Origin of the sequence: Pseudonocardia sp. (assembly GCF_029263155.1) — a bacterium.
Classification (GTDB): Bacteria; Actinomycetota; Actinomycetes; order Mycobacteriales; family Pseudonocardiaceae; genus Pseudonocardia.
This window is the reverse complement of the sequence record NZ_JAJCYB010000005.1, coordinates 1-19,414: the sequence shown is the minus strand read 5'-3', so window position 1 is coordinate 19,414 and position 19,414 is coordinate 1. Positions and strand designations below refer to the sequence as shown.

The window sequence follows — 19,414 nt, the reverse complement described above, 5'->3', positions numbered from 1 at the left end:
TCCCCCCGGGGGGGGCCCCGCGTGGGGGGGGGGGGGCGCTGAATGCCCGCCCGGGGGGGGGGGGGGCAAACCACGTCTTCCGCTGCCCCCGCCCACCGCCGGTGTGGCATCCCTCCGGGCGACCGAGTGACGGCGGAGCCTCCCCAACCACCGCCTACCGCAGCGTTCGTCGTTGGACCGCTCCGCCGGAGGAAGGGCCGGGTCCGGGCGGAGCCCGGGTAGTTGGTGGTTCCGGATGGTCGGGGGTCGGTCGCATACTCGGGTCGTGTCCACGCTGGTTCTGCCGTCGTGGGTGGTCCCGGAGTTCGACGCGGTGATGGAGTGCGAGCGGGTGGCCCGGCGGCGGCTCGGGCTCGGGCCGCGCGCGGCGACCGCCCGCGAAACTGGCGTGGCCGCTGCGCTGACGTGGCTGACGCTCGGCGAGGTGTCTCCCGTGACCCGGCGCGGGTCCACCGGCGGGCAGCACGGGGAGGGCTCGTGGACGGCGGGCGTCTCGTGGGAGCTGGCGCGGGCGGAGTCGTGGGTTGCGCTGTGCGTCTCGGCCGGGGCCCCGGACCCGACGGCGGAGGACTGGCGCCGGCTCGGCGTCGAGCCAGCGCCGGCGGCCGTCGACGACGCGGAGTTCGCCTACGGCGTCTGGCGGACGCTGGCGTGGCTGCTCGGCGTGCGGGAGGACTTCCCTATCTACACGAGCTGGCACCGGGCCGCGGGCATCCGGCGCGACCGGCCGCACCTGTACGGACGTCGGCCCGCCGAGCGGGATGCAGCCTGGCGGGCCGCCGAGCAGGCGGCCCGGGACCAGGCTCGGGCCGACGCGCGGCGCCACTGGGAGCACGTGCGGGCGCGGGTCGACGCAACGGCGTAGCCGCCAACCCGCCCGCCGGCGTCAACGATCGCGGACCAGCTCCGCGCCGTCGTCCATCTCGACGATTGGTTCGGCCTGTCGACCCAGCTCGATCAGCTGCTCCTCCTCGGCAGCGCGCTCGGCGCGGGCAGCCTCGACCTGCTGTCGTGCCGCGATCTCGGCGAGGGCGGCCTGCGCACGCTCGACGATCTCGGCGGTCTCGTCGACCGTCGGGATGCGCCGGCGCTCGGCCGGGTCGGTCCGCTCGCTCGGGTGCGCGGCACTGACCTCACGGACGTCGGGCACCGCGGTCTCGACCGCGTCGACCGGCTCGTCGAGTCGCTCGGCCGCCGGGTCGTGCAGTTCGTGCTCGTCGTGGATCGTGCGGTCGCGGTCGGCGTCGGCCTGCTCGGCGAGGTGGGCCGCGAGCCACTCGTCCCCCGTCACGCGGTCATGGGGCTCATCGGGGTCGATGCCGCGGGCGCGGAGTTCGGCACCGGAGCGGTGGGCCTCGTCCCGCGTGACGGCGGTGTGCACATACCACCGCCCGCGGGCCTCGTCGGCGCCCTCGAGCACGGCGGCGCGGGCGGCGAGCTGCTCCGCCTCGCGGGCGGCCGCGGCGGCGTCGGCGCGGAGCCGGGCGCCGTCGGCCTCGTCGACGCCCGGGGCATCGGCGTGTGCGGCCCACACCTCGGCGTCGGTGCGCGCCTGGGCGAGGGCCTGGTGGACGGCGTCGAGTTCGTCGGCGACGTCGCGCGGCGCCCACTGCTCCTCCCGCTGGTACGCGACGTACCGGGCGCGGAGCTGACCGTCGGTCAGGTCGGCCTCCTCGGCGCCCGCGTCGAGCAGACCGAGCGCCTCGTGCGCGGCCCGGTAGACCGCCGCCTTCTCGGCCAGCCCGGGCGCCGGCGCGAAACCGAGCGGGTCGCGGTCGTCGGTGTAGCCGGCGAGTTCGCGGTAGGCCGCGGCCCACCCGGCGCGGTGCTCCCACTCCTGACGCGCGAGCACGTCGTCGTCGGCCGGGACGGGGCCGAGCGCGTCGAGCGCCCACCGCGGCGGCTGCTCGGCAACGTCGGCGCCGAGTTCGTGGCGGCGGGTGTCGGCCGCCTCGGCCCTGTCGTGCATCCACGCGGCCCACTCCTCCGGCACCCGGGACGGGATGAGGTCGCTCATCGTCGTCAGGTGCGGGGTGAGCCGGCCGGCGTAGGCGGTGGTGATGCGGCTGTGCAGCACCTGGGCCGGCGAGCGGGCGCCGGTCAGGTCCCGGTCGGCGAGCACGCCGGACAGCACGGCGTCGGGGTCGTGGCCGGCGAGTTCGGCGGTGCGCAGCAGCCGCTCCAGCGAGCCGAACGCCTCGTCGGCGGCGAGCGCCGTCCGCTGGTCGGCCGTGATTGCGCCTTCGGCGGTGAGCCGGTCGAGCGCAGCGGCGGTCCGGCCGGCGGTGACGGTGCGGCCGATGACATCGGCGAGCTGGTCTATGTGCGTCATCGTCGAGCGCGCGGCGATCTCGTCCTGCTCGCGTTCCGCGAGCGCCGACCGCTCGCGCTCGTAGCCGTCGAGCACTTCGGCGAGCACCGCGGCGGCGGAGCGCGGCTCGATCTCGAACGTCTGCCCGGTGTCGGCGTCCGCCGCGGTGGCGATGGTGACCACCCACGCGGTGTTGCTCTCCCGCCCGCGGGTCATCGGCACCAGCAGCCCGGGAAGGTCCGTCCCGGCCCCGGGCACGCAGTGGGCGGTGTCGACCGTGCGGCCCTCGGCAGCGTGGACGGTGGAGGCGTAGCCGAGCGTCAGGTCGGCGGCGACGTAGGTGGGTGGCAAGGCGAGCGGGTCGCCGAGCACCTCCCCGTCCGGGCCGCGCTCGACCACCGGCGCCACGGTGAGCCCGCCGTCCGGGCGCAGCGCGGTGACGCGGTAGGTGTCGCGGTTGATCGGGGCGCGGGTGTTGCCGTCGACGCCGATCAGCTCCCAGCCGTTGCGGCGGGCCTGCACGAGGTCCCCGACGCCGGCCACGACGCCCTCCCACCCCTCGCGGGCGAGCGGCACGCCCTGCTCGTCGACGCGGCCGAGCGCGACCAACTCGGCGCGCAGCGCGGCCGACACACGCGCGGCGGCGGCGTTGTCGCGGACCATCAGCAGCGACTCGCGGCCGGCGAGGATGTCGGCGAGCCACGCCCGGGACGCGGCGGTCTCGGCCTGCTCGGGTGTGCCGCCCTCACGTAGCCGGCCGTGCTTGGCGTACTCGGCGAGCACGCCGGTGTCCCCCTCGCGCAGCCGCAGCGACGCGGCACGCTCCCACTGTGCGTGGAAGCGGCGGACGTCGGCGAGCTCGTAGCGGATGCCGTGCTCGGCGACGTCGGCCAGCGCCCCGCCCGGCCCGACGGCGCCGAGCTGGCGCGGGTCGCCCACCAGCAGCAGCTTCGCGCCGGCCTCGGCGCACCGGGCCTGGATCTCGGCGAGCTGGTCGGTCCCGGCCATGTTCGCCTCGTCGACGACCACGAGATCGTCGGGCCGCAGCCGCCACCGCTCGTCGGCCGCGGAGCCGGCGCGGAGCCGGTTCTGCGCGCCGAGCCACGCGGCGGTGTTCGTCGCCGCGGTGACGCCCTCCTCGGCGAGCACACCGGCCGCCACCTGCGAGGGGGTGAGCCCAAAGACGCGCCGGTCGTCGACGCCTGCCCACGCCTCGGACAGCGCACCGACGACGAACGACTTGCCGGTGCCGGGCGCGGCCGACAGGACCTCGACCTGCGCACCGGACGTCAGCACGCCGCGCAGCGCGGCCGCCTGGTCGATCCCCAGCGGGCGCCCGGACGTGGCGAACCGGGCGACCAGGGCGTCCGCGGCGTCCGTGGTGAACCGGGCCGTGCCGCGGCGGACCATCGCGGCGCGCAGCGCGTGCTCCGCCGAGACCTGGCCCTCGGTGGTGAACAGGGCGACGGCAGGCGCGGTGTAGGGCGACTGACCGTTGGCGAGCAGCTCCGACGCCGGCAGGTTGGTCGTATCGCCGGGGCGGGTTACCGGGACAGCGCCGTCGAGCGCGGCGTCGGTGAGCCCGTCGAGCAGCGGGCGGACGTCCTCGGGCCGTATGCGGAGGTTCCCCGGCAGCGCGTCGGAGACGGCTCTCAGGAGCCCCGAGCGGGTCCACGCCTGCTTCGTCTCCGACACCCCGGCGAGCGCGCGGTCGACGACGTCGCGCACCGACCACGCGGCCGCTTCGCTCGCCTGCTGGGCGCGGGCCCGCACGTCGTGGGCGACCTGGCCAAGGCCGGTCCCGATCGTGCTCGCGCACTGCTCGGTCCACCGGGCGAGCTGCTCGGCGCGGGTCTCCCCCACGTGCGACTTCGCCGCGCGGGTGGCGAGCGTGGCCTGCCGGGCGATGTAGAACCGCTCCGCCGACGACGGCTCGCGCCCGTAGGTCCGGCGGAACTCGCCGAGCATCTCCGCCGTCCGGCCGGTGACCGCGCGCCGGCGCGAGGAGAACAGGTCCATCACCTCGGCCGACACGCCGACCACCTCGCGCGCCCGCCCGTCGGGACGGGTGGCGAACTCGACGCCGAGCGAGCGCGTCATGTGGGCCTCCATGACCCGCTCGCCGATCGCACCGGCCGCGCCGCGCAGGGCGTGGATGGCGCGCGAGTCGAGCGTGCGCCACGTGCCGTCCGCGCACGGGACCCGGTTGAGCACGGCCTGGTGGACGTGCAGCTGCGGGTCCTTGTCGCGGGAGTCGTGCTGCAGGAACTGCGCGACGACCCACTTGTGCGCGTCGACCCAGCGGCCGGCGCCACCGCCGTGGTGGCCGACGCGGGAGTAGCCGGCCTCGTCCTGCAGGTAGTCGATGGCGGCGCGGGCGCCGGCCATCACGGCCTCCTCGACGGCCTGCGCGTGCGCCTCCCACGCCTGCGCGGCCTCCTCGTCGCCGGCGGCGCGCGCGTCGTTGGCCGCGCGCTCGAAGGCGACGGCGAGGACGGTGACGCTCTTGGGCGCGGAGAACGTCAGGTCGAGGAAAGCGACGGCCTGCCGCGAGGAACGTCCGGCCTGCGCGCGCAAATCGGCTCGCTCCTCGGGTCCGGCGTCCGGGTGCGACTCCAGCAGCCCGGTGTAGATCTCGTCCGCGCTGCGGTACTTGCGGTGGCCCGGCGCGAGCGCGTCGGCCTCGTCCCAGGTCTCCGGCGAGCGCGAGCGCGGGTCGCGCGGGTCCCGCAGGTGCGAGTAGAGCGCCTCCATCAGGTGCGGGTCGACGTGGCCGTCGAGCCCGAGGGCCTCGGCGCCGGCGCCGTACCAGCGCCCCGGCGGTTCGCCCGCGGCGACGGCGCCGGTGTAGTAGTTCTCGCGGCCCTTGGCGACGGCGTCGGTGAGGTAGCGGACGGAGTGTCCGGTGGCGATGCTGAGCACGGCAGCCTCCTTGTTGATCTTGCCACCGAGCGAGCCCGCCAGGGCGAGCGAAGATCACCACGGGATCGTGATGCCTCGGTATGCTTCGTCCTGGGTTCTTCTGCTCGTCCTGGCGGTGGTGCGCTTCGGTCAGGTGCGTCGGTGTTGCTGGCGGGTGTGGATGTCGGCTTCGTGGAGCTGCTCGTCGGTCGGTTCGGGTCGTGGGGCGAGTGCGTCCTTCGTCCAGGCGATGGCGATCAGCTCGGCGTGGTCGGCGAGCGGCGCGGGTGCGGCGGGCCGGGCGTGCGCGGTGCCGGTGCGGTGCAGGGACAGCTCGCACGTCCCGATCGCGGCGCGGACGCGCTTGGCGACGCCGGGGCGCTGGCGCTCGTGCCAGTCGCCGACCCGGGGCCAGGTGCCCGCCTGGGGGTCGAAGGCCTCGGCGTGCGCGCGGCGCAGCCACCACAGCTCCTCGATCACGTCCGGGTGCCAGAGCCAGCACGCGGAGAGCACGGCGTCCGGGTAGCGGAGGTAGACGCGGCGGGTCCACGCGATGAGGTCGGCGAGGTCGGTGACGGCCTGCTCGGGGTCCTGAGCGAGCATCCAGGACCGGACCGCGGTCGGCGCCTCCCCGGACGGGGTGAGGGCGGCGGCCACCTCGGCCAGTTCACCGGCGAGCTGGCGGACCAGCGCGTCGAGTGCGGTGACGCGGCGGCTGTTGCGCTCCACGGCCTTCGCCACGGCGGCGAGCTGCTCGTCCTCGGGCGCGCTCATCGCGGCCACCGGTCACCTTCACCGGGCACCACGCGGAGCAGCGGGCGCTCCTCGATGGGCACGACCTCGACGGCGCGCCACGGCTCGGCGGCCCGGCGGAGAACGCTCGCCACCCACGCGATCGGCCGGGCGGCGTGCACCGCCAGCCACCGGCGAGTCGTGCGGGCGGTGGCGCGGAGTCGGACGTCAGGCGCGTCCGGGTACTGCCACGCCCGGACGTCGGGGCGCCGGTAGGCCATCTCCACGCGGCCGATGACCGGCGGCATCCCGCGGCGGAAGGCGACGACGGTCTCGGCGGGCAGGTTGGCGATCTGCGCCGGTGCGAGCACCGGGACCCGACGGACCGTCCGGGACGCGACGCGCCCGTGCAGGTCGGTCGTGGTGATCGGCTCGTCGCGGTCGCCACCCAACGTCGACCAGTAGTTGAGGTCGTCGCGGGAGCGGGTGCCACCGAACACCATGACGGCGGCGGTGTTGTTGAGGATGACCTCGGCCTTGGCGTCCCCCCAGCGGTCGAGGAGCTGCGCCCGGGACTGGAAGGCGCCGATGATCGTGACGCCGCGCCCGCCCATGTCGGCGGTCCACTGGTGCAGCGGCACCGGGCAGATCAGCGCGGCCTCGTCGAGCGCGAGCGTGAGCGGCGGGTCGAGCCGGCCGCCCTTGCGCAGCGCGGCGATCCGGCGGGCCTCGCGGGCGATGTGCCCGGTGAGGGCAGAGACGAGCGGGGCGGTCTGCGTCTCCTCGGCGCCGAGCAGATAGACCGTCGCGCGGGCGTCGAGCAGCTCGGCGACGTCGAACCCGGCTCCCCCGGTCCGCGGCCCGGTCGCCGCGGCGGTCGCCGCCTCGTGGGTAAGCCAGCCGAGCGCGGGCATGATCGTCGACGTGATCGAGGAGCGGGTCTTCTCGTTCGTCGCGAGGAACTGCGCGGCGTCTTGCTGAAGGGCCGGCTGGGGCGAGCGGCGGAGCAGCGACGCCACCTCGGCCTTGGCGTCGTCCGGGTCGGTGACCCACCGCTGCACGTCGTGCATCGTCAGGTCGTGGTCGAGGGCGGCGGCGTGCAGCAGCGCGGCCAGGACGCGCCGGGCCTGCGACTCCCAGAACTCACGGTCACCCGACCCGCCGCCCCACATGCCGGCCGAGAGCAGGTCGGCCGCACGCTCGGCAGCCGTCACGGGGTTGGTGCAGCCGGTGAGCGGGTCGAAGGTGATCGTCGAGCCGAGCGACGCGAGCCCGACCGGGTTGAACACGTAGACCGGGCCGCCGGCGCGACGCAGGGGCGCGGTCAGGTCGTAGAGGTCGGTGCGGGTCGACGTCACCAGGACGGCGCCGGGCGCGTCCAGGATGCGGCCGGCGAGGTACTGCGACTTGCCGGTCCGCGGGCCGCCGAAGATGCACACGACGTCCTCACTGGACGCCCAGACGCGCATCAGCCCGGCGCGGCAGAGCAGCACGGCGACGTCGGAGGTGCGGACGGTCCAGTAGCGGGCGATCCGCTGCCAGCGCGTGACGGCGGCGAAGGACGGCCGGACGGTCCCGGCCCGTCGGCGCATCGCCAGGGAGCCGGCCACCTTCACGATGTCGGCCGTGGAGGCGACGCCGACCTTGCGCCGGGTGCGGGCACCCCAGCGGACGACGACCGCGGAGGTGCGGGCGTAGCGGTGCCAGAGCAGCAGGGCAGCCGGCGCGAGCAGCAGGGCGAGGACCCACCCGGGGGTCTGCCGGTAGAGCGTCACGGCCGGCAGCAGGGCGAACGCGCCGAAGGCGACAGCGACCAGGCGGGCGCTGCGGGTCCAGGCGGCCCAGGCCACCCCGGCGGACACGGTGAGGACGAGCAGGGCGGAGCCGTTCACGGCTGGATCTCCGATCGGATCGGGGCGCCGTTGTTGGCGGCGTGGGCGAGTTCGGGCGGTGGGGTGGTGGTGCGGGCGCGGTCGATCAGCCGGCGGGCCTCGTACTCCGAGACACCCAGCTCGCGGGCGATCCTGCGGCGGCCGGCGCCCTCGGCGATCAGCTCGGCGGCGCGGTCGTCGTCGACGTCCGGTTCGGCCGGCCTCCCGTCCGGTACGGGCCGCCCGACGAGCACGGCCAGGTGCACGACCGCCCCGAGCACGGCCGGCGCGACGGCGGAGACGATGACGACGACCCACCAGGCCGGTCCCTGGCGGAAGGCGGCGAGCCCGTGGCCGAGCGCGTTGGCCGCGACCGACAGCCCGAGCAGGGCCAGCGCGAGCGCGCGGGCGAACCGGCGGGCGCTCGTCGACACGGTCCCGCCGAGCCAGACGAGCGACCCGGCCGCGGCGCCGGCGTCGACGACGACCGGGAGCAGCCAGGCCAGCTCCGGCGAGAACCCGCACAGGAGTGCGAGATCGCGCAGGGCGGCGAAGGACAGGACGGCGGCGGCCGTGGCGACGACCAGCAGCAGCCCGTAGAGCACGGCGCGCGCCCTCATGTCGTCACCTCGACGCCGATGTGACCGATGGTCGACCAGAACTCGTTGAACCGGCTCTCAGCCGCTGCGACGCCGGCGCGGGCGGCGCGGAGCTGCTCGACGGCGTCGGCGAGCCGGGTGGCCGGGTCGACGGCGCGGGTGTCGTCGTAGAGGGTGCGGCCGGTGGCGAAGCGGGCGACCTGGGCGGCGAGCACCTGCGTCAGGTCCTCGACCGCGTGCAGGGTGCGGACCAGCTCGCCGGCGAGGGCGTAGAAGTCGGCGTGGTTCGGGCCGGCCCATCGCTGGAGGCGGGCGACGTCCTCCCACCCGTCGGTGGCCTGCTCGGCGCGGGCGACCGCGGGTGCGCGGCCGTCGTCGGTAGGTGTCGTTGCGGTGGCGCTCATTTACGATCGGGCCCTTCCTGCGTCTGTGTCCCTGCCTGGGTGCTGTGCGTGTGGGAGACCAGGAGGGGGGCCCGGTTGCAGCCGCGGCTCCCCTCCGCCTTGCTGATCCAGCGGGTGACGGTGCGGGCGGTGACGCCGCACCGGTGGGCGACCTCGACGACCGGTCGTCCCGCCGTCAGCAGGACCCGCCCGGCGGCCTCGACCTCCACCCGCGTCGCGCCCGGCCGCAGCCCGGCGTCGAGCACGGCGGTCGCCCGCCCCCCTTCTGCCGAACCGCGCCCCCGCCGCTCCTCCGGCGTGAGCCCGCCGGCGATGCCGAACGGGATGCGCACCAGCGCCTCGGCCAGGCACTCGGCACGGACCGGGCACCGCGCGCACACGGCCTTGGCGACGGCGACCTGCGCCTCGTAGACCGGACCGTCCTCGGCAGCGGGAAAGAACGTCTCGGGCTCGACCGAGCGGCACTCAGCCCGGCCCCGCCACTCGCCGTTCACCCGACCGCTCCGGACCCGGACAGGGCCGGCGTCGCGGCGTTGTCGAGGGTCGAGAGGAACGTCGCGACCGCACCCGGCAGACCCGCACCGACCGGCGTCGAGACGAAGAGCACGATGGCGACGAGCGCGAACACCACGGCCCCGCCGGGCACCCGAGCCTTGGCGCAGATGATCGCGCCGACGATGGCGAAGAAGATCAGGACTCCGACGCTGGCCATCGCTCACACCCCCCGGCCGGGCTGGAAGGGGACCCACTCCGCGGCGTCGACGACGCTGCGGTCCGCCACGGCGGCGTCGACCATCTCCTCGAGCGCGCGGGCCGGGACGATGAGCCGGCCGCGGATCTTCACGGCCGGGAACTCCCCCGCCGCGATGGCCCGGTAGACGGTCATCGCCGACATCCCGAGCAGCCGCGCCACCTCGGCGACGCTGTAGAACTGCGGCGCTCCGGCCGGCGGTTCCGTTCGCAACTGCAAACCTCGCATGACCACTCCCTCGTTATGTACACGTACGGTACGTGTACTAGACAGCGTAGGCACGAGTGGCGCTTTGTCAACGCTGTGACCTCGTGCGATACCGAGAGTGCGGCCGAGGGTGGGCGTGGCGGCAGATGACGCGGGATGACGTGGGGTGACGCGAGTTCCGCATCAGGGTTGATCTCCGCAGGTCAGCGCGTCATGGTGAGGAGGAGGTCGACCAGGAGGAGCGATGCCGAACCGGCTTGCTCAGGCACGTGCGGAAGCGAAGTGGACGCAGGCGCAGCTGATCCACGAGCTGCGCCGTGCCGCCGGTACCGAGAACCCGTTGCCGCCGGACCAGAGCGTCAAGCGCCGCATCGCGATGTGGGAGAACAAGGGCGGGGCTGTCAGCCCCTTCTACCGGGACCTGCTGTGCAAGGCGTACCGCCGGAGCGCCATCGAGCTGGGTATCGCGGACGAGCCGACGCCTCCGCCACCGCCGCCGGCTCTCGACGATGCGCTACCGCTTGCCTTCACCCGTCTCGATCCCGGCGTCGTGGCCTTGCTCCGCGACCACACGCAGAGCATCCGCCTGCTGGACCGCCGGCTCGGCGGCGCGCTGACCTTCAAGCAGACCGTGGCGCACGTCGAGCAGATCGACGGTCTCTTGCGACACGCCCTGCCGGGTGCGCATCGCGAGGCGGCCGCCGACGAGCTCGGCCAAGCCGCAGCGCTCGCCGGCTGGCAAGCGCTCGACAGCGGCGACGTGCGCGAGGCGTGGCGACTCCACGAGATCGCGACGGCGGCCGCGCGGGAGAGTGGGCAGGCGGCCGGCCTCGCGTATGCCACAGCACAGCAGGGCTACGTCCTTCTCGACGCGGGCCAGGCGGACGACGCGCACGCTCTCATCGCACGCGCCCGGGCGCAGGCCGGCTCTTCTGTTCCGTCGGTGCTGCTCGCGTGGCTGCATGCCGCCGAGGGTGAGTCACTCGCGGCTCTCGGCCGGCGCGACGGCGCTCTGCGCGCGCTCGATGCGGCCACTGATTTCCTTCCGAGCGACGCACAGGACGATTCGCTGCCCTACGTCATGCTCGGCGCCGGTCACCTCGCCCGCTGGCGCGGCCACTGCCTCGCCCGGCTCGGCGACGGCGACGCGATCGACGACCTAACGAGTGCTCTCGATGCGATGGGCGAGGGCCAGTACGGGCGCGCGGAAGTCGGCCTGCGCGTCGACCTGGCACTCGCCTTCGCTGCGCGCGGCGACGCCGGCGACTCGCGGGCTCACGCACGCAGGGCCGCGGAACTGGCCGGTCGTACCGGCTCGGTGCGGCAGCGGCGGCGGATCGCGCAGCTACTCGCGGCGTGACGCCGGCGCGCCCGGCCCGCTGAGCGCGAGGACGTGCAGCAGCCCGACTAGCGACCCCGAGTTGACGATCTTCTGCGTTCGGATCAGCTCGGGGACGTCGGCGAGCAGCACCCACTCGAAGGTGCCCTCGTTCAGCTCAGTCGCCTCGGCCACCTTCTCGGCGCCGCGCGCGAGGAACACGTGGTGCGCGTTGCGGACCATGCCGACGTTCGGCTCGAACGTCACGAGGTGCTCGACGGACCGCGGGCGGTAGCCCGTCTCTTCCTCGACCTCGCGCGCCGCCGTCTCGGCTGGCACCTCGCCCGGGTCGAGCAGCCCGCCCGGCAGCTCCCAGTTCCACAGGTCGGGCGCGAACCGGTGTCGCCACGCCATCAGCACTCGCTCGCCGGAGTCATCTAGAACAACGGTTATCGCGGCAGGCTTCATCGTCACGATGTGGTGCTCGAACCGCTCCCCCGTCGGCAACTCGACGTCAGCGAGGCCCACTGTCACCCACTCGTTGTCGAACACCAGCCGCTCACCAGCGACGACCCATCGGCCATCGCCGGTCCCGTGGTCGGTCATGCCCGAACCGTAGCTACCGATCATGCGCTGTGCGCGCGCCGCGGCGCTGAGCAGGAAAGGCACCCAAACCGTGGCGGACGACTACTGAGCCCTCTTCCACGAGCTGCCGGTAGGCGCGCCGCACCGTGTTCCGTGAGACTCCATGCTCTGCAGCCAACTCGGCCTCGCTTGGCAGGAACGTTCGGCCACCTGGATCAGCATTCAGACGCTCACGAAGGTCAGCCGCAACCTTCTCCCACGCAGTCATGGGCGTCTGTGAGGCTGAATCGACGGGACCCGCGATCCGCCGGCCCTGCCCAGGCACCACCTCGATGAGGCCCTCCTCTGCGAGGACGGCGAACGCCGACCGAGCAGTACCGCGTGACACGGAGAACTCGTGCGCCAACGCTTGCTCAGATGGAAGCATCGACCCTGGCTGCAACTCGCCACCCGCCAGCCGACGGCGTAGCTCGTCAGCGATCTGAAGATAGCTGCCGCGGGGCGTCACTCGTCCGCTCCTTCCCATGCCAGACCGAGCCGAGCGTAGTGGGCAGACAGCCTTGGGCCCATCTCGCGGGGAGCGACCGGCCAGCAAGCCGTAGGCAGTACAGCGCGACGAGACGCCGGGCACCATCGGACGACCGCTCGCACCCGGACGGGTACCACGATCCACAGCGTAAGCACTACCCTCGCCAGGTGATCACGGGCGAACTGAAGAGCAAGATCGACCGGGTATGGAACGCTTTTTGGTCCGGCGGTATATCTAACCCCCTCGAAGTGATCGAGCAGATCACCTATCTGCTTTTCATCCGACGCCTGGACGATCTGCAGACGCTTAAGGAGAAGAAGGCTAAGGTCACCGGCGTCATCGAGGATCCGATCTTTGAGCCGAACCAAAGCCGGTTGCGCTGGAGCCGGTTCAAGAACAATGACGCCGCCGTGATGCACGAGATCGTCGCCGGCGAGGTATTTCCGCTGCTGCGCACGCTCGGCGGAGACGGGTCGACCTACTCCGACCATATGCGTGACGCGCGATTCACGATCCCGACCCCCGCGCTGCTGTCCGATGTCGTCGACATGCTGGATAGCATCCCGATGGAGCACCGCGACACCAACGGCGATCTGTACGAATACCTACTGTCTAAGATCGCCAGCGCTGGAGTCAACGGGCAGTTCCGCACTCCGCGGCACATCATCAATCTGATGGTCGCGATGACCGCTCCCCAACCTGACGACGAGATCTGCGATCCCGCCTGTGGCACGGCTGGCTTCCTTGTGTCGGCTTCGGAGTACGTCCGGAAGGCTCACCCCGGCGCCCTGACGAACGACACGCACCGCAAGCACTTCCACCACAGCATGTTTCACGGCTACGACTTCGACTCCACCATGCTGCGTATCGGAAGCATGAACATGCTGCTACACGGCATTGAGTCGCCCGACATCCGCTACCGCGACTCCCTGTCCCAAGGCGCGAGCGCCGAGACAGCGAAATACACGCTCATCTTAGCAAACCCTCCGTTCGCTGGCTCGATCAACGCCGCAGCAATCGCCAAAGACTTGCAGCAGACGGTTAAGTCTAAAAAGTCTGAGCTATTGTTCGTCGCGCTGTTCCTCAAGCTACTTAAGCCCGGCGGGCGCGCGGCAGTAATCGTTCCTGACGGGGTACTGTTCGGGGCGTCAAAGGCGCACAAAGACCTACGCACGGAACTTGTCGAGAAGCAGAAGCTCGACGCCGTCGTAAAGCTCCCCTCCGGTGTATTCCGCCCGTACGCGGGCGTCTCGACGGCGATCCTGTTCTTTACCAAGACGGACTCCGGCGGCACCGACGACGTGTGGTTCTACGACGTCCGAGCCGACGGCTTCTCGCTGGACGACAAACGCAACCCGGTCGAGACTGACGACCTGCCTGACGTGCTCGACCGCTGGAACGCCCGAACAACCACTGAACGCGACCGGGCCCGTACGGAACAGTCTTTCTGCGTACCTAAGGCCGACATCGAGGCCCAGGGCTACGATTTGTCACTGACCCGATACCGGGAGATCGTCCATGACGAGGTGGAGCACCGCCCGCCGCTGCAGATCATCGCCGACATCGAGGCGCTGAACGAGGAAATCGCCAAGGGGCTGGCCGAATTGAAAGCGATGCTGCCATGAGGACGGTGAAGCTGTCCGAAATCGCAGAGGTGAAACTCGGGCGCCAGCGGTCGCCCAAGAACCATACAGGCGACTCGATGCGTCGATATCTGCGCGCCGCCAACGTTGGCTGGACAGGACTACTTCTCGATGACGTGAAGAGCATGAACTTCACTGACGCAGAGATGATGACCTTCCGACTTCGTCCTGGCGACCTACTACTTAGCGAAGGTTCAGGTTCGCCAAAGGAAGTCGGTAAACCTGCCCTGTGGAACGGCGAACTGGAGGATTGCGCATTTCAGAACACCCTACTTCGAGTCAGGCCTCAGGAGGGCGTCGATAGCCGCTACCTAAACCACTACTTCTCATGGCAGGCAAGTACCGGAGCTTTCGCTCGCGGCTCCCGCGGAGTTGGGATCCACCACCTAGGGCGAGAAGCCCTGGCCGCCTGGCCTATCCCGCTACCCACAATTGAAAAGCAAGGTCAGATTGTTGCCATCCTCGACAAAGTTCACAATATTAAGTCCAAGCGCTGTCAAGTTGTCGCACACCTAGAAGACGTGGTCCGCTCGACTTTCCACCACATGTTCGGCAGGGTGAGTAGCGGTCGCTGGGAGCAAGTCGCGCTCGGCGATGTTGTGACCAGAATTGAAAGTGGCACGAGCCCGGTCTGCGAATCACGCCCAGCAACTGAAAAGGAATGGGGGGTTCTGAAGCTTGGAGCCGTCACCTACGGAGAGTTTCAGGAAGTCGAGAATAAGGCTTACAGGGGCGACATCGGCACGATGATCTCCAACGAAGTTTGTGCTGGCGATGTCCTGATGACTCGGAAGAATACCCGCGACCTAGTGGGAGCGGTCGCGTTGGTTGACGAGATTCGGCCACACCTACTGCTTCCCGACCTCATCTTTCGATTGCATCTGAAAGTTGACCAGATCGATAGGCGCTACTTCCACTCTCTGATGATGCATCCCGTGAAGCGATCGAACGTTCGCGACTTATCTAGCGGATCAGCAGCAAGTATGCCGAACATCTCAAAGGCTCGATTGACGCAGCTTCCGATCGAGCTACCGCCAATAGCCCTACAGCGCGAGTTCGCAAGCAAGGTCAAGGTCGTCGCTTTGCAGCGCACCGCAGTTCAGCGCGCTCTCGAGGCAGACGAGGACCTGTTCTCTTCACTGCAGTCCCGCGCGTTTCGAGGGGAACTCTGATGGGCAACTTCGACTTCGCCCGGGCCACGCTGCCGAGTGTGCATCCCGACTGCGCGCGGGCGGAGTCGTACCTTCCCACTGACCCCCGCTCAGCCTGCTTCTACAGCCGCCGCGCCGTGGAGGGGGTGGTCCAGCACCTGTACGAGGTACTGGCGCTGAAGTCCCCGTACAAGAACGACCTCGCCGCACACATCGACAACGCCGCGTTCAAGGCAAAGGTTGGGGTGGGCATCGCCCAGAAGCTCACCCTGATCCGCAAGCTCGGAAACGCCGCCGTGCACGAGCAGAAGTCGATCCCTCCGCGGGTGGCGCTGGACGTGCTCCGCGAGCTGCACCACGTCGTCGTCTGGACGGCGTTCCGGTACTCGACCGATCCGCAGGCCGTGCCGACCCAGGCCCGGTTCGACCCGGCCCTCGCCTCCAAGGCCGCTCCGCTGACCCGCGAGGAGGTGCAGCAGCTCGCGACAAAGTTCGCGGCCCAGGACGAGGCCCATACCAAGCTGCTGGCGGAGAAGGACGAGCTGGCTGCCGCGAAGGATGTCGAGATCGCGCTGCTCCGCGAGCAAATCGCGGCGGCTCAGGCGGCCAATACGAAGGTCGACGACCACGACTACACCGAAGCGCAGACCCGCGATCTCTTCATCGACCTTCTACTCAAGGAGGCTGGGTGGCCGCTGACCGACGCCAGGGACCGCGAGTACCCGGTCACCGGCATGCCCAACAACGGAGGCACCGGCAAGGTCGACTATGTGCTGTGGGGCGCCGACGGGCGGCCTCTCGCCGTGGTCGAGGCGAAGCGGACGACGAAGAGCGCAGGAAACGGCCAGCAGCAGGCGAAGCTCTACGCCGACTGCCTGGAGCAGCAGTTCGACCGTCGGCCGGTCGTTTTCTACACCAACGGCTACGAGCACTGGCTCTGGGACGACGCCGCCGGCTACCCGCCGCGCGAAGTCCAAGGCTTCCTCACCCGCGACGAGCTGGAACTGATGATCCAGCGACGCGACACTCGGCTGCCGCTGTCCGGCGCCACCGTCGACGCCACAATCGTCGAGCGGCCCTACCAGCACGAGGCCATTCAGGCCGTCGCCGCCGCCTTCGACGAGAAGCAGCGCGAGGCGCTGCTCGTCATGGCCACCGGCTCGGGCAAGACGCGCACCGTCATCGCCCTCGTCGACCAGCTAATGAAGGCCGGCTGGGTCAAGCGGGTGCTCTTCCTCGCCGACCGCACCGCCCTCGTCAACCAGGCCACCAACGCGTTCAAGGCGCACCTGCCGGGGGCCACGATCGTCAACCTGGTCACAGAAAAGGCCGTCGACGGGCGGGTTTACACCTCGACGTATCCGACGATGCTCAACCTGATCAACGCTACGGAGGGCGGGCTGCGGAGGTTCGGTCCCGGCCACTTCGACCTAGTCGTGATCGATGAGGCGCACCGGTCGGTGTACCAGAAGTACGGCGCGATCTTCGAGTGGTTTGACGGGCTGCTGATCGGACTGACCGCCACGCCGAAGGACGAGGTCGACCACAACACCTACCGGCTGTTCAACCTGGAGGACGGTGTCCCCACTGCCTCCTACGATCTGTACGAGGCGGTCCGCGACAAGTTCCTGGTACCGCCCCGTGGGGTCGCGGTGGGCACCAAGTTCCTCCGCCACGGCATCCGCTACGCCGACCTCTCTACGGAGGAACAGGAGGACTGGGACGCGCTCGACTGGGGCGAGGGTGACGTACCGGACGAGGTGGGTGCCGAAGAGCTCAACCGGTTTCTCTTCAACGAGGACACGGTCGACAAGGTTCTGGCCAACTTGATGGACAAGGGCCACAAGGTCGCCGGGGGCGACCGACTGGGCAAGACGATCGTGTTTGCCAAGAACCAGGCCCACGCCGAGTTCATCCAGCGCCGTTTCGACGTCCAGTGGCCGCACCTCGCCGGCGAATACGCACGAGTGATCACGCATGGCACCGCCTACGCCCAGAAGCTCATCGACGACTTCTCCACCACCGAGAAGGCCCCACACATCGCAATCTCCGTCGACATGCTCGACACCGGGATCGACGTGCCCGACGTCGTCAACCTCGTCTTCTTCAAGGCGGTCAGGTCGAAGAGCAAATTCTGGCAGATGATCGGCCGCGGGACTCGGCTGCGCCGCGACCTGTTCGGCCCCGGCGTCCACAAGTCGGACTTCTACGTCTTCGACTTCTGCGGCAACCTCGAGTTCTTTAGCCAGAATCTACCCGGCTCCGAGGGATCCCTGCAGAAGTCACTGACGCAGCGGCTGTTCGAGACCCGTCTCGGCCTGATTCGGGGCCTCGACGCAGCCGGTACCGAGAAGCCACTCCGGGCGAGCACGACGGAGACACTGCACCGCTTCGTTGCGGGGATGACGCTGGACAACGTCCTCGTCCGGCCGCACCGCAAATGGGTGGAGCGCTATGCCGACGGCGCCGCGTGGACGTCGATCTCGGACGACGATGCGCAGCAGCTCGTCACCCATCTCGCCGGGCTCCCGTCTACCGACACCGACGACGACGAGCAGGCCAAGCGGTTCGATCTGATCATGCTCCGCCGGCAGCTCGCGCAGCTCGACGGTGACGCGGTGACCGCCGAGCGACTGCGCGAACAGGTGCAGGAGATTGCCGCGGTGTTGCTCGGGAAGCGAGCGATCCCGTCGGTGGCCGAGCAGATCGTCCTGCTCGACGCCGTAGCCAGCGACGAGTGGTGGATTGACGTCACCCTGCCAATGCTGGAGGTCGCCCGGCTTCGGATCCGCGGCCTCATGCGGTTCGTCGAGAAGGGCCGGCGCAACCCCGTCTACACCGACTTCGCCGACGAACTGGGGGAGGCCGTCGAGATCGACCTCCCCGGAGTTGTCCCGGGCACGAACCCCGAGCGCTACCGCGCCAAGGCCGCCGCGTACTTCCAGGAGCACGAGGACCACGTCTCCCTGCAACGGCTGCGCCGCAACAAGCAGCTGACCCCGGACGACCTGACCGCGCTGGAGGAGATGCTGCTGGCCAGTGGCGCAGGACCGGTCGACGTCAGCTGGGTGGCCGACCAAGGCCTCGGGGTATTCATCCGCTCCCTCGTCGGGCTCGATCACCAGGCCGCCACCGAGGCCTTCGGTCACTATCTCGACGGAAGCCGGTTCACTGTCCACCAGATCCGCTTCGTGAATTTGATCATCGATGAACTGACGTCCAACGGAGTCGTCGAGCCTCGACGGCTCTTCGAGTCCCCTTACACCGACTATGCCCCCACTGGGCCGGACGCTCTGTTCCCCGATGCCGATGTCGAGGTCATCGTCGACATCCTTCACGAGGTCCGGAACCGGGCCAGCGCGGGTGTGGCGTAGCCGGCGGCATGCTGCCCAACGTGGAGCCAACCGTGGAGCGAAGCGGTGACTACCCATGTGGCGTGGAGCCATCAGTGATTGCTTTGCTCGACGCCAGGAGCTGGTAGAGGGCCTGGTTGGACGCATGGACAACACTCCTAAAGCGGGTGCCGCAGGTTCGAATCCTGCCGGGGGCACCACCGTCTGCACGAACTTCCGGTGTGTTGTCCACAGGATCGCTCCCGGCCGGAGCCGCGGCGGGCGCACCTACGGCGAAGGGGGAAGGCGTACCGCTACGACGACCTCGTCGCCCCAGACGAGGCGAACCGCGGTATCACCTCGTTCACGGACCCGAGCACGCGACGCCGCGTGCCGCCCGAGGTCATCGTGCGCGAGATCGTAGAGGACCTCCAGGACGCGTTCCTGGAGTTCGACGCCGTCGCCACCGCAAGAGGGCGCACCCGGACAGACACGCCCACGTTGCGACCGCGCGAGCGGCCGGAGTGGCACCACGACGGGTGAGGAGGTGATCGGGCATGACAACCTCGGATGAGCACGTGCGGTGGCAGGACGAGGGATCGCTGTCGATCGAGGAGCTCGCCCGTCGCCAGGGCGTCACCCGCATCGCCTCGGTCACGGAGCTCGCGCAGCCCGTGTTGTTCGAGTCCGACGAGGAGTACGAGGCCTTCCTCGCCGACCTCTACGCCTCCCGCCGCGCCGGACTGGCGTGACCACTGTCGTCATCGACACCGATGTCGCCTCCGCGATCCTCACAGCACGGCTGCCCGACCATTTCGACCGTCTGATCGCGGGGCGCCGTATCGCGATCACCTTCGTGACCGCCGGCGAGCTCACGCAGTGGACCCACCTCCACCGATGGGGCGAGGCCCGCCGCGCGGGCCCTGTACGCGTTCTTCCGCAGTGAGCCTTTGCCAACCTGATCATGAGTTGGCGATCATGAGGGTCTGAACTGCGGCAACGAGGGTGCCGGCGCGGGTCGGGCTGGCGCGGATCTTGCGGAGGATCTTCCAGTTCTTCAGCTCGGCGTTGGCCCGTTCG

General features: G+C 70.5%; 17 protein-coding genes and 1 pseudogene. 8 read left to right on the top strand and 10 right to left on the bottom strand.

Annotated features, from left to right (window positions below):
* Positions 1-265: 265 nt before the first annotated feature.
* Positions 266-865, top strand: coding sequence for a hypothetical protein (locus Q1K26_RS00650; protein ID WP_300006963.1), 600 nt, complete (start codon positions 266-268; stop codon positions 863-865).
* 21 nt (positions 866-886) lie between these two features.
* Here Q1K26_RS00650 and mobF read toward each other — a convergent pair whose 3' ends face one another.
* The 8 genes and pseudogenes from mobF to Q1K26_RS00610 all read right to left on the bottom strand — a co-directional run bounded on the left by mobF (position 887) and on the right by Q1K26_RS00610 (position 9,797).
* A complete protein-coding gene (gene mobF / locus Q1K26_RS00645; protein WP_300006962.1) occupies positions 887-5,233 on the bottom strand; it encodes a MobF family relaxase in 4,347 nt (1,448 codons plus the stop codon).
* A 129-nt stretch (positions 5,234-5,362) separates the two neighbouring features.
* The gene (locus Q1K26_RS00640; protein ID WP_300006960.1) at positions 5,363-5,986 is read right to left on the bottom strand and encodes a hypothetical protein; all 624 of its coding nucleotides are present in this window, start codon (positions 5,984-5,986) and stop codon (positions 5,363-5,365) included.
* Complete coding sequence (locus tag Q1K26_RS00635; RefSeq protein WP_300006959.1) at positions 5,983-7,836, bottom strand: type IV secretory system conjugative DNA transfer family protein; 1,854 nt, start codon at positions 7,834-7,836, stop codon at positions 5,983-5,985. Before Q1K26_RS00635 ends, Q1K26_RS00640 begins: the two co-directional genes overlap by 4 nt.
* Entirely contained in the window at positions 7,833-8,435 is a 603-nt protein-coding gene (locus Q1K26_RS00630) for a DUF2637 domain-containing protein (protein ID WP_300006957.1), read from the bottom strand. Before Q1K26_RS00630 ends, Q1K26_RS00635 begins: the two co-directional genes overlap by 4 nt.
* On the bottom strand, positions 8,432-8,818 hold the full coding sequence (locus Q1K26_RS00625; RefSeq protein WP_300006955.1) for a hypothetical protein: 387 nt from the start codon (positions 8,816-8,818) through the stop codon (positions 8,432-8,434). Before Q1K26_RS00625 ends, Q1K26_RS00630 begins: the two co-directional genes overlap by 4 nt.
* A gap of 281 nt (positions 8,819-9,099) precedes the next feature.
* A pseudogene (locus Q1K26_RS00620) lies at positions 9,100-9,312 on the bottom strand (WhiB family transcriptional regulator); the annotation flags it as partial.
* On the bottom strand, positions 9,309-9,530 hold the full coding sequence (locus Q1K26_RS00615; protein ID WP_300006953.1) for a hypothetical protein: 222 nt from the start codon (positions 9,528-9,530) through the stop codon (positions 9,309-9,311). The pseudogene Q1K26_RS00620 and the gene Q1K26_RS00615, both read right to left, overlap by 4 nt.
* 3 nt (positions 9,531-9,533) lie before the next feature.
* Positions 9,534-9,797: a helix-turn-helix domain-containing protein gene (locus Q1K26_RS00610; protein ID WP_185720153.1), complete on the bottom strand. Its 264-nt coding sequence runs from the start codon at positions 9,795-9,797 to the stop codon at positions 9,534-9,536.
* 223 nt (positions 9,798-10,020) lie between these two features.
* Here Q1K26_RS00610 and Q1K26_RS00605 point away from each other — a divergent pair, with 223 nt between their 5' ends.
* Positions 10,021-11,136, top strand: a complete 1,116-nt coding sequence (locus Q1K26_RS00605; protein WP_300006951.1) for a hypothetical protein — start codon at positions 10,021-10,023, stop codon at positions 11,134-11,136.
* Here the strand turns inward: Q1K26_RS00605 and Q1K26_RS00600 are convergent.
* Both Q1K26_RS00600 and Q1K26_RS28635 read right to left on the bottom strand, forming a co-directional pair.
* Complete coding sequence (locus tag Q1K26_RS00600; protein ID WP_300006950.1) at positions 11,122-11,700, bottom strand: NUDIX hydrolase; 579 nt, start codon at positions 11,698-11,700, stop codon at positions 11,122-11,124. The two genes, Q1K26_RS00605 and Q1K26_RS00600, sit on opposite strands and share 15 nt — an antisense overlap.
* A 13-nt stretch (positions 11,701-11,713) precedes the next feature.
* Positions 11,714-12,205: a GntR family transcriptional regulator gene (locus Q1K26_RS28635; protein ID WP_363320395.1), complete on the bottom strand. Its 492-nt coding sequence runs from the start codon at positions 12,203-12,205 to the stop codon at positions 11,714-11,716.
* Positions 12,206-12,375: 170 nt separating this feature from the next.
* Between Q1K26_RS28635 and Q1K26_RS00595 the strand changes: the two genes are divergently transcribed.
* The 6 genes from Q1K26_RS00595 (at position 12,376) to Q1K26_RS00570 (ending at position 19,280) form a co-directional block, all read left to right on the top strand.
* Entirely contained in the window at positions 12,376-13,833 is a 1,458-nt protein-coding gene (locus tag Q1K26_RS00595; protein ID WP_300006949.1) for a class I SAM-dependent DNA methyltransferase, read from the top strand.
* A gap of 5 nt (positions 13,834-13,838) precedes the next feature.
* On the top strand, positions 13,839-15,023 hold the full coding sequence (locus Q1K26_RS00590; RefSeq protein WP_300006947.1) for a restriction endonuclease subunit S: 1,185 nt from the start codon (positions 13,839-13,841) through the stop codon (positions 15,021-15,023).
* On the top strand, positions 15,023-18,376 hold the full coding sequence (locus Q1K26_RS00585) for a DEAD/DEAH box helicase family protein (RefSeq protein WP_300006945.1): 3,354 nt from the start codon (positions 15,023-15,025) through the stop codon (positions 18,374-18,376). The genes Q1K26_RS00590 and Q1K26_RS00585 overlap by 1 nt, the downstream gene beginning before the upstream one ends.
* Positions 18,377-18,742: 366 nt before the next feature.
* Positions 18,743-18,877 carry a hypothetical protein gene (locus Q1K26_RS00580; RefSeq protein ID WP_300006943.1) on the top strand — a complete coding sequence of 45 codons (135 nt, stop codon included), beginning with the start codon at positions 18,743-18,745 and terminating at the stop codon, positions 18,875-18,877.
* A 14-nt stretch (positions 18,878-18,891) separates the two neighbouring features.
* On the top strand, positions 18,892-19,086 hold the full coding sequence (locus Q1K26_RS00575; protein WP_300006941.1) for a hypothetical protein: 195 nt from the start codon (positions 18,892-18,894) through the stop codon (positions 19,084-19,086).
* Positions 19,083-19,280, top strand: coding sequence for a hypothetical protein (locus Q1K26_RS00570; RefSeq protein WP_300006939.1), 198 nt, complete (start codon positions 19,083-19,085; stop codon positions 19,278-19,280). The genes Q1K26_RS00575 and Q1K26_RS00570 overlap by 4 nt, the downstream gene beginning before the upstream one ends.
* Positions 19,281-19,414: the final 134 nt, after the last annotated feature.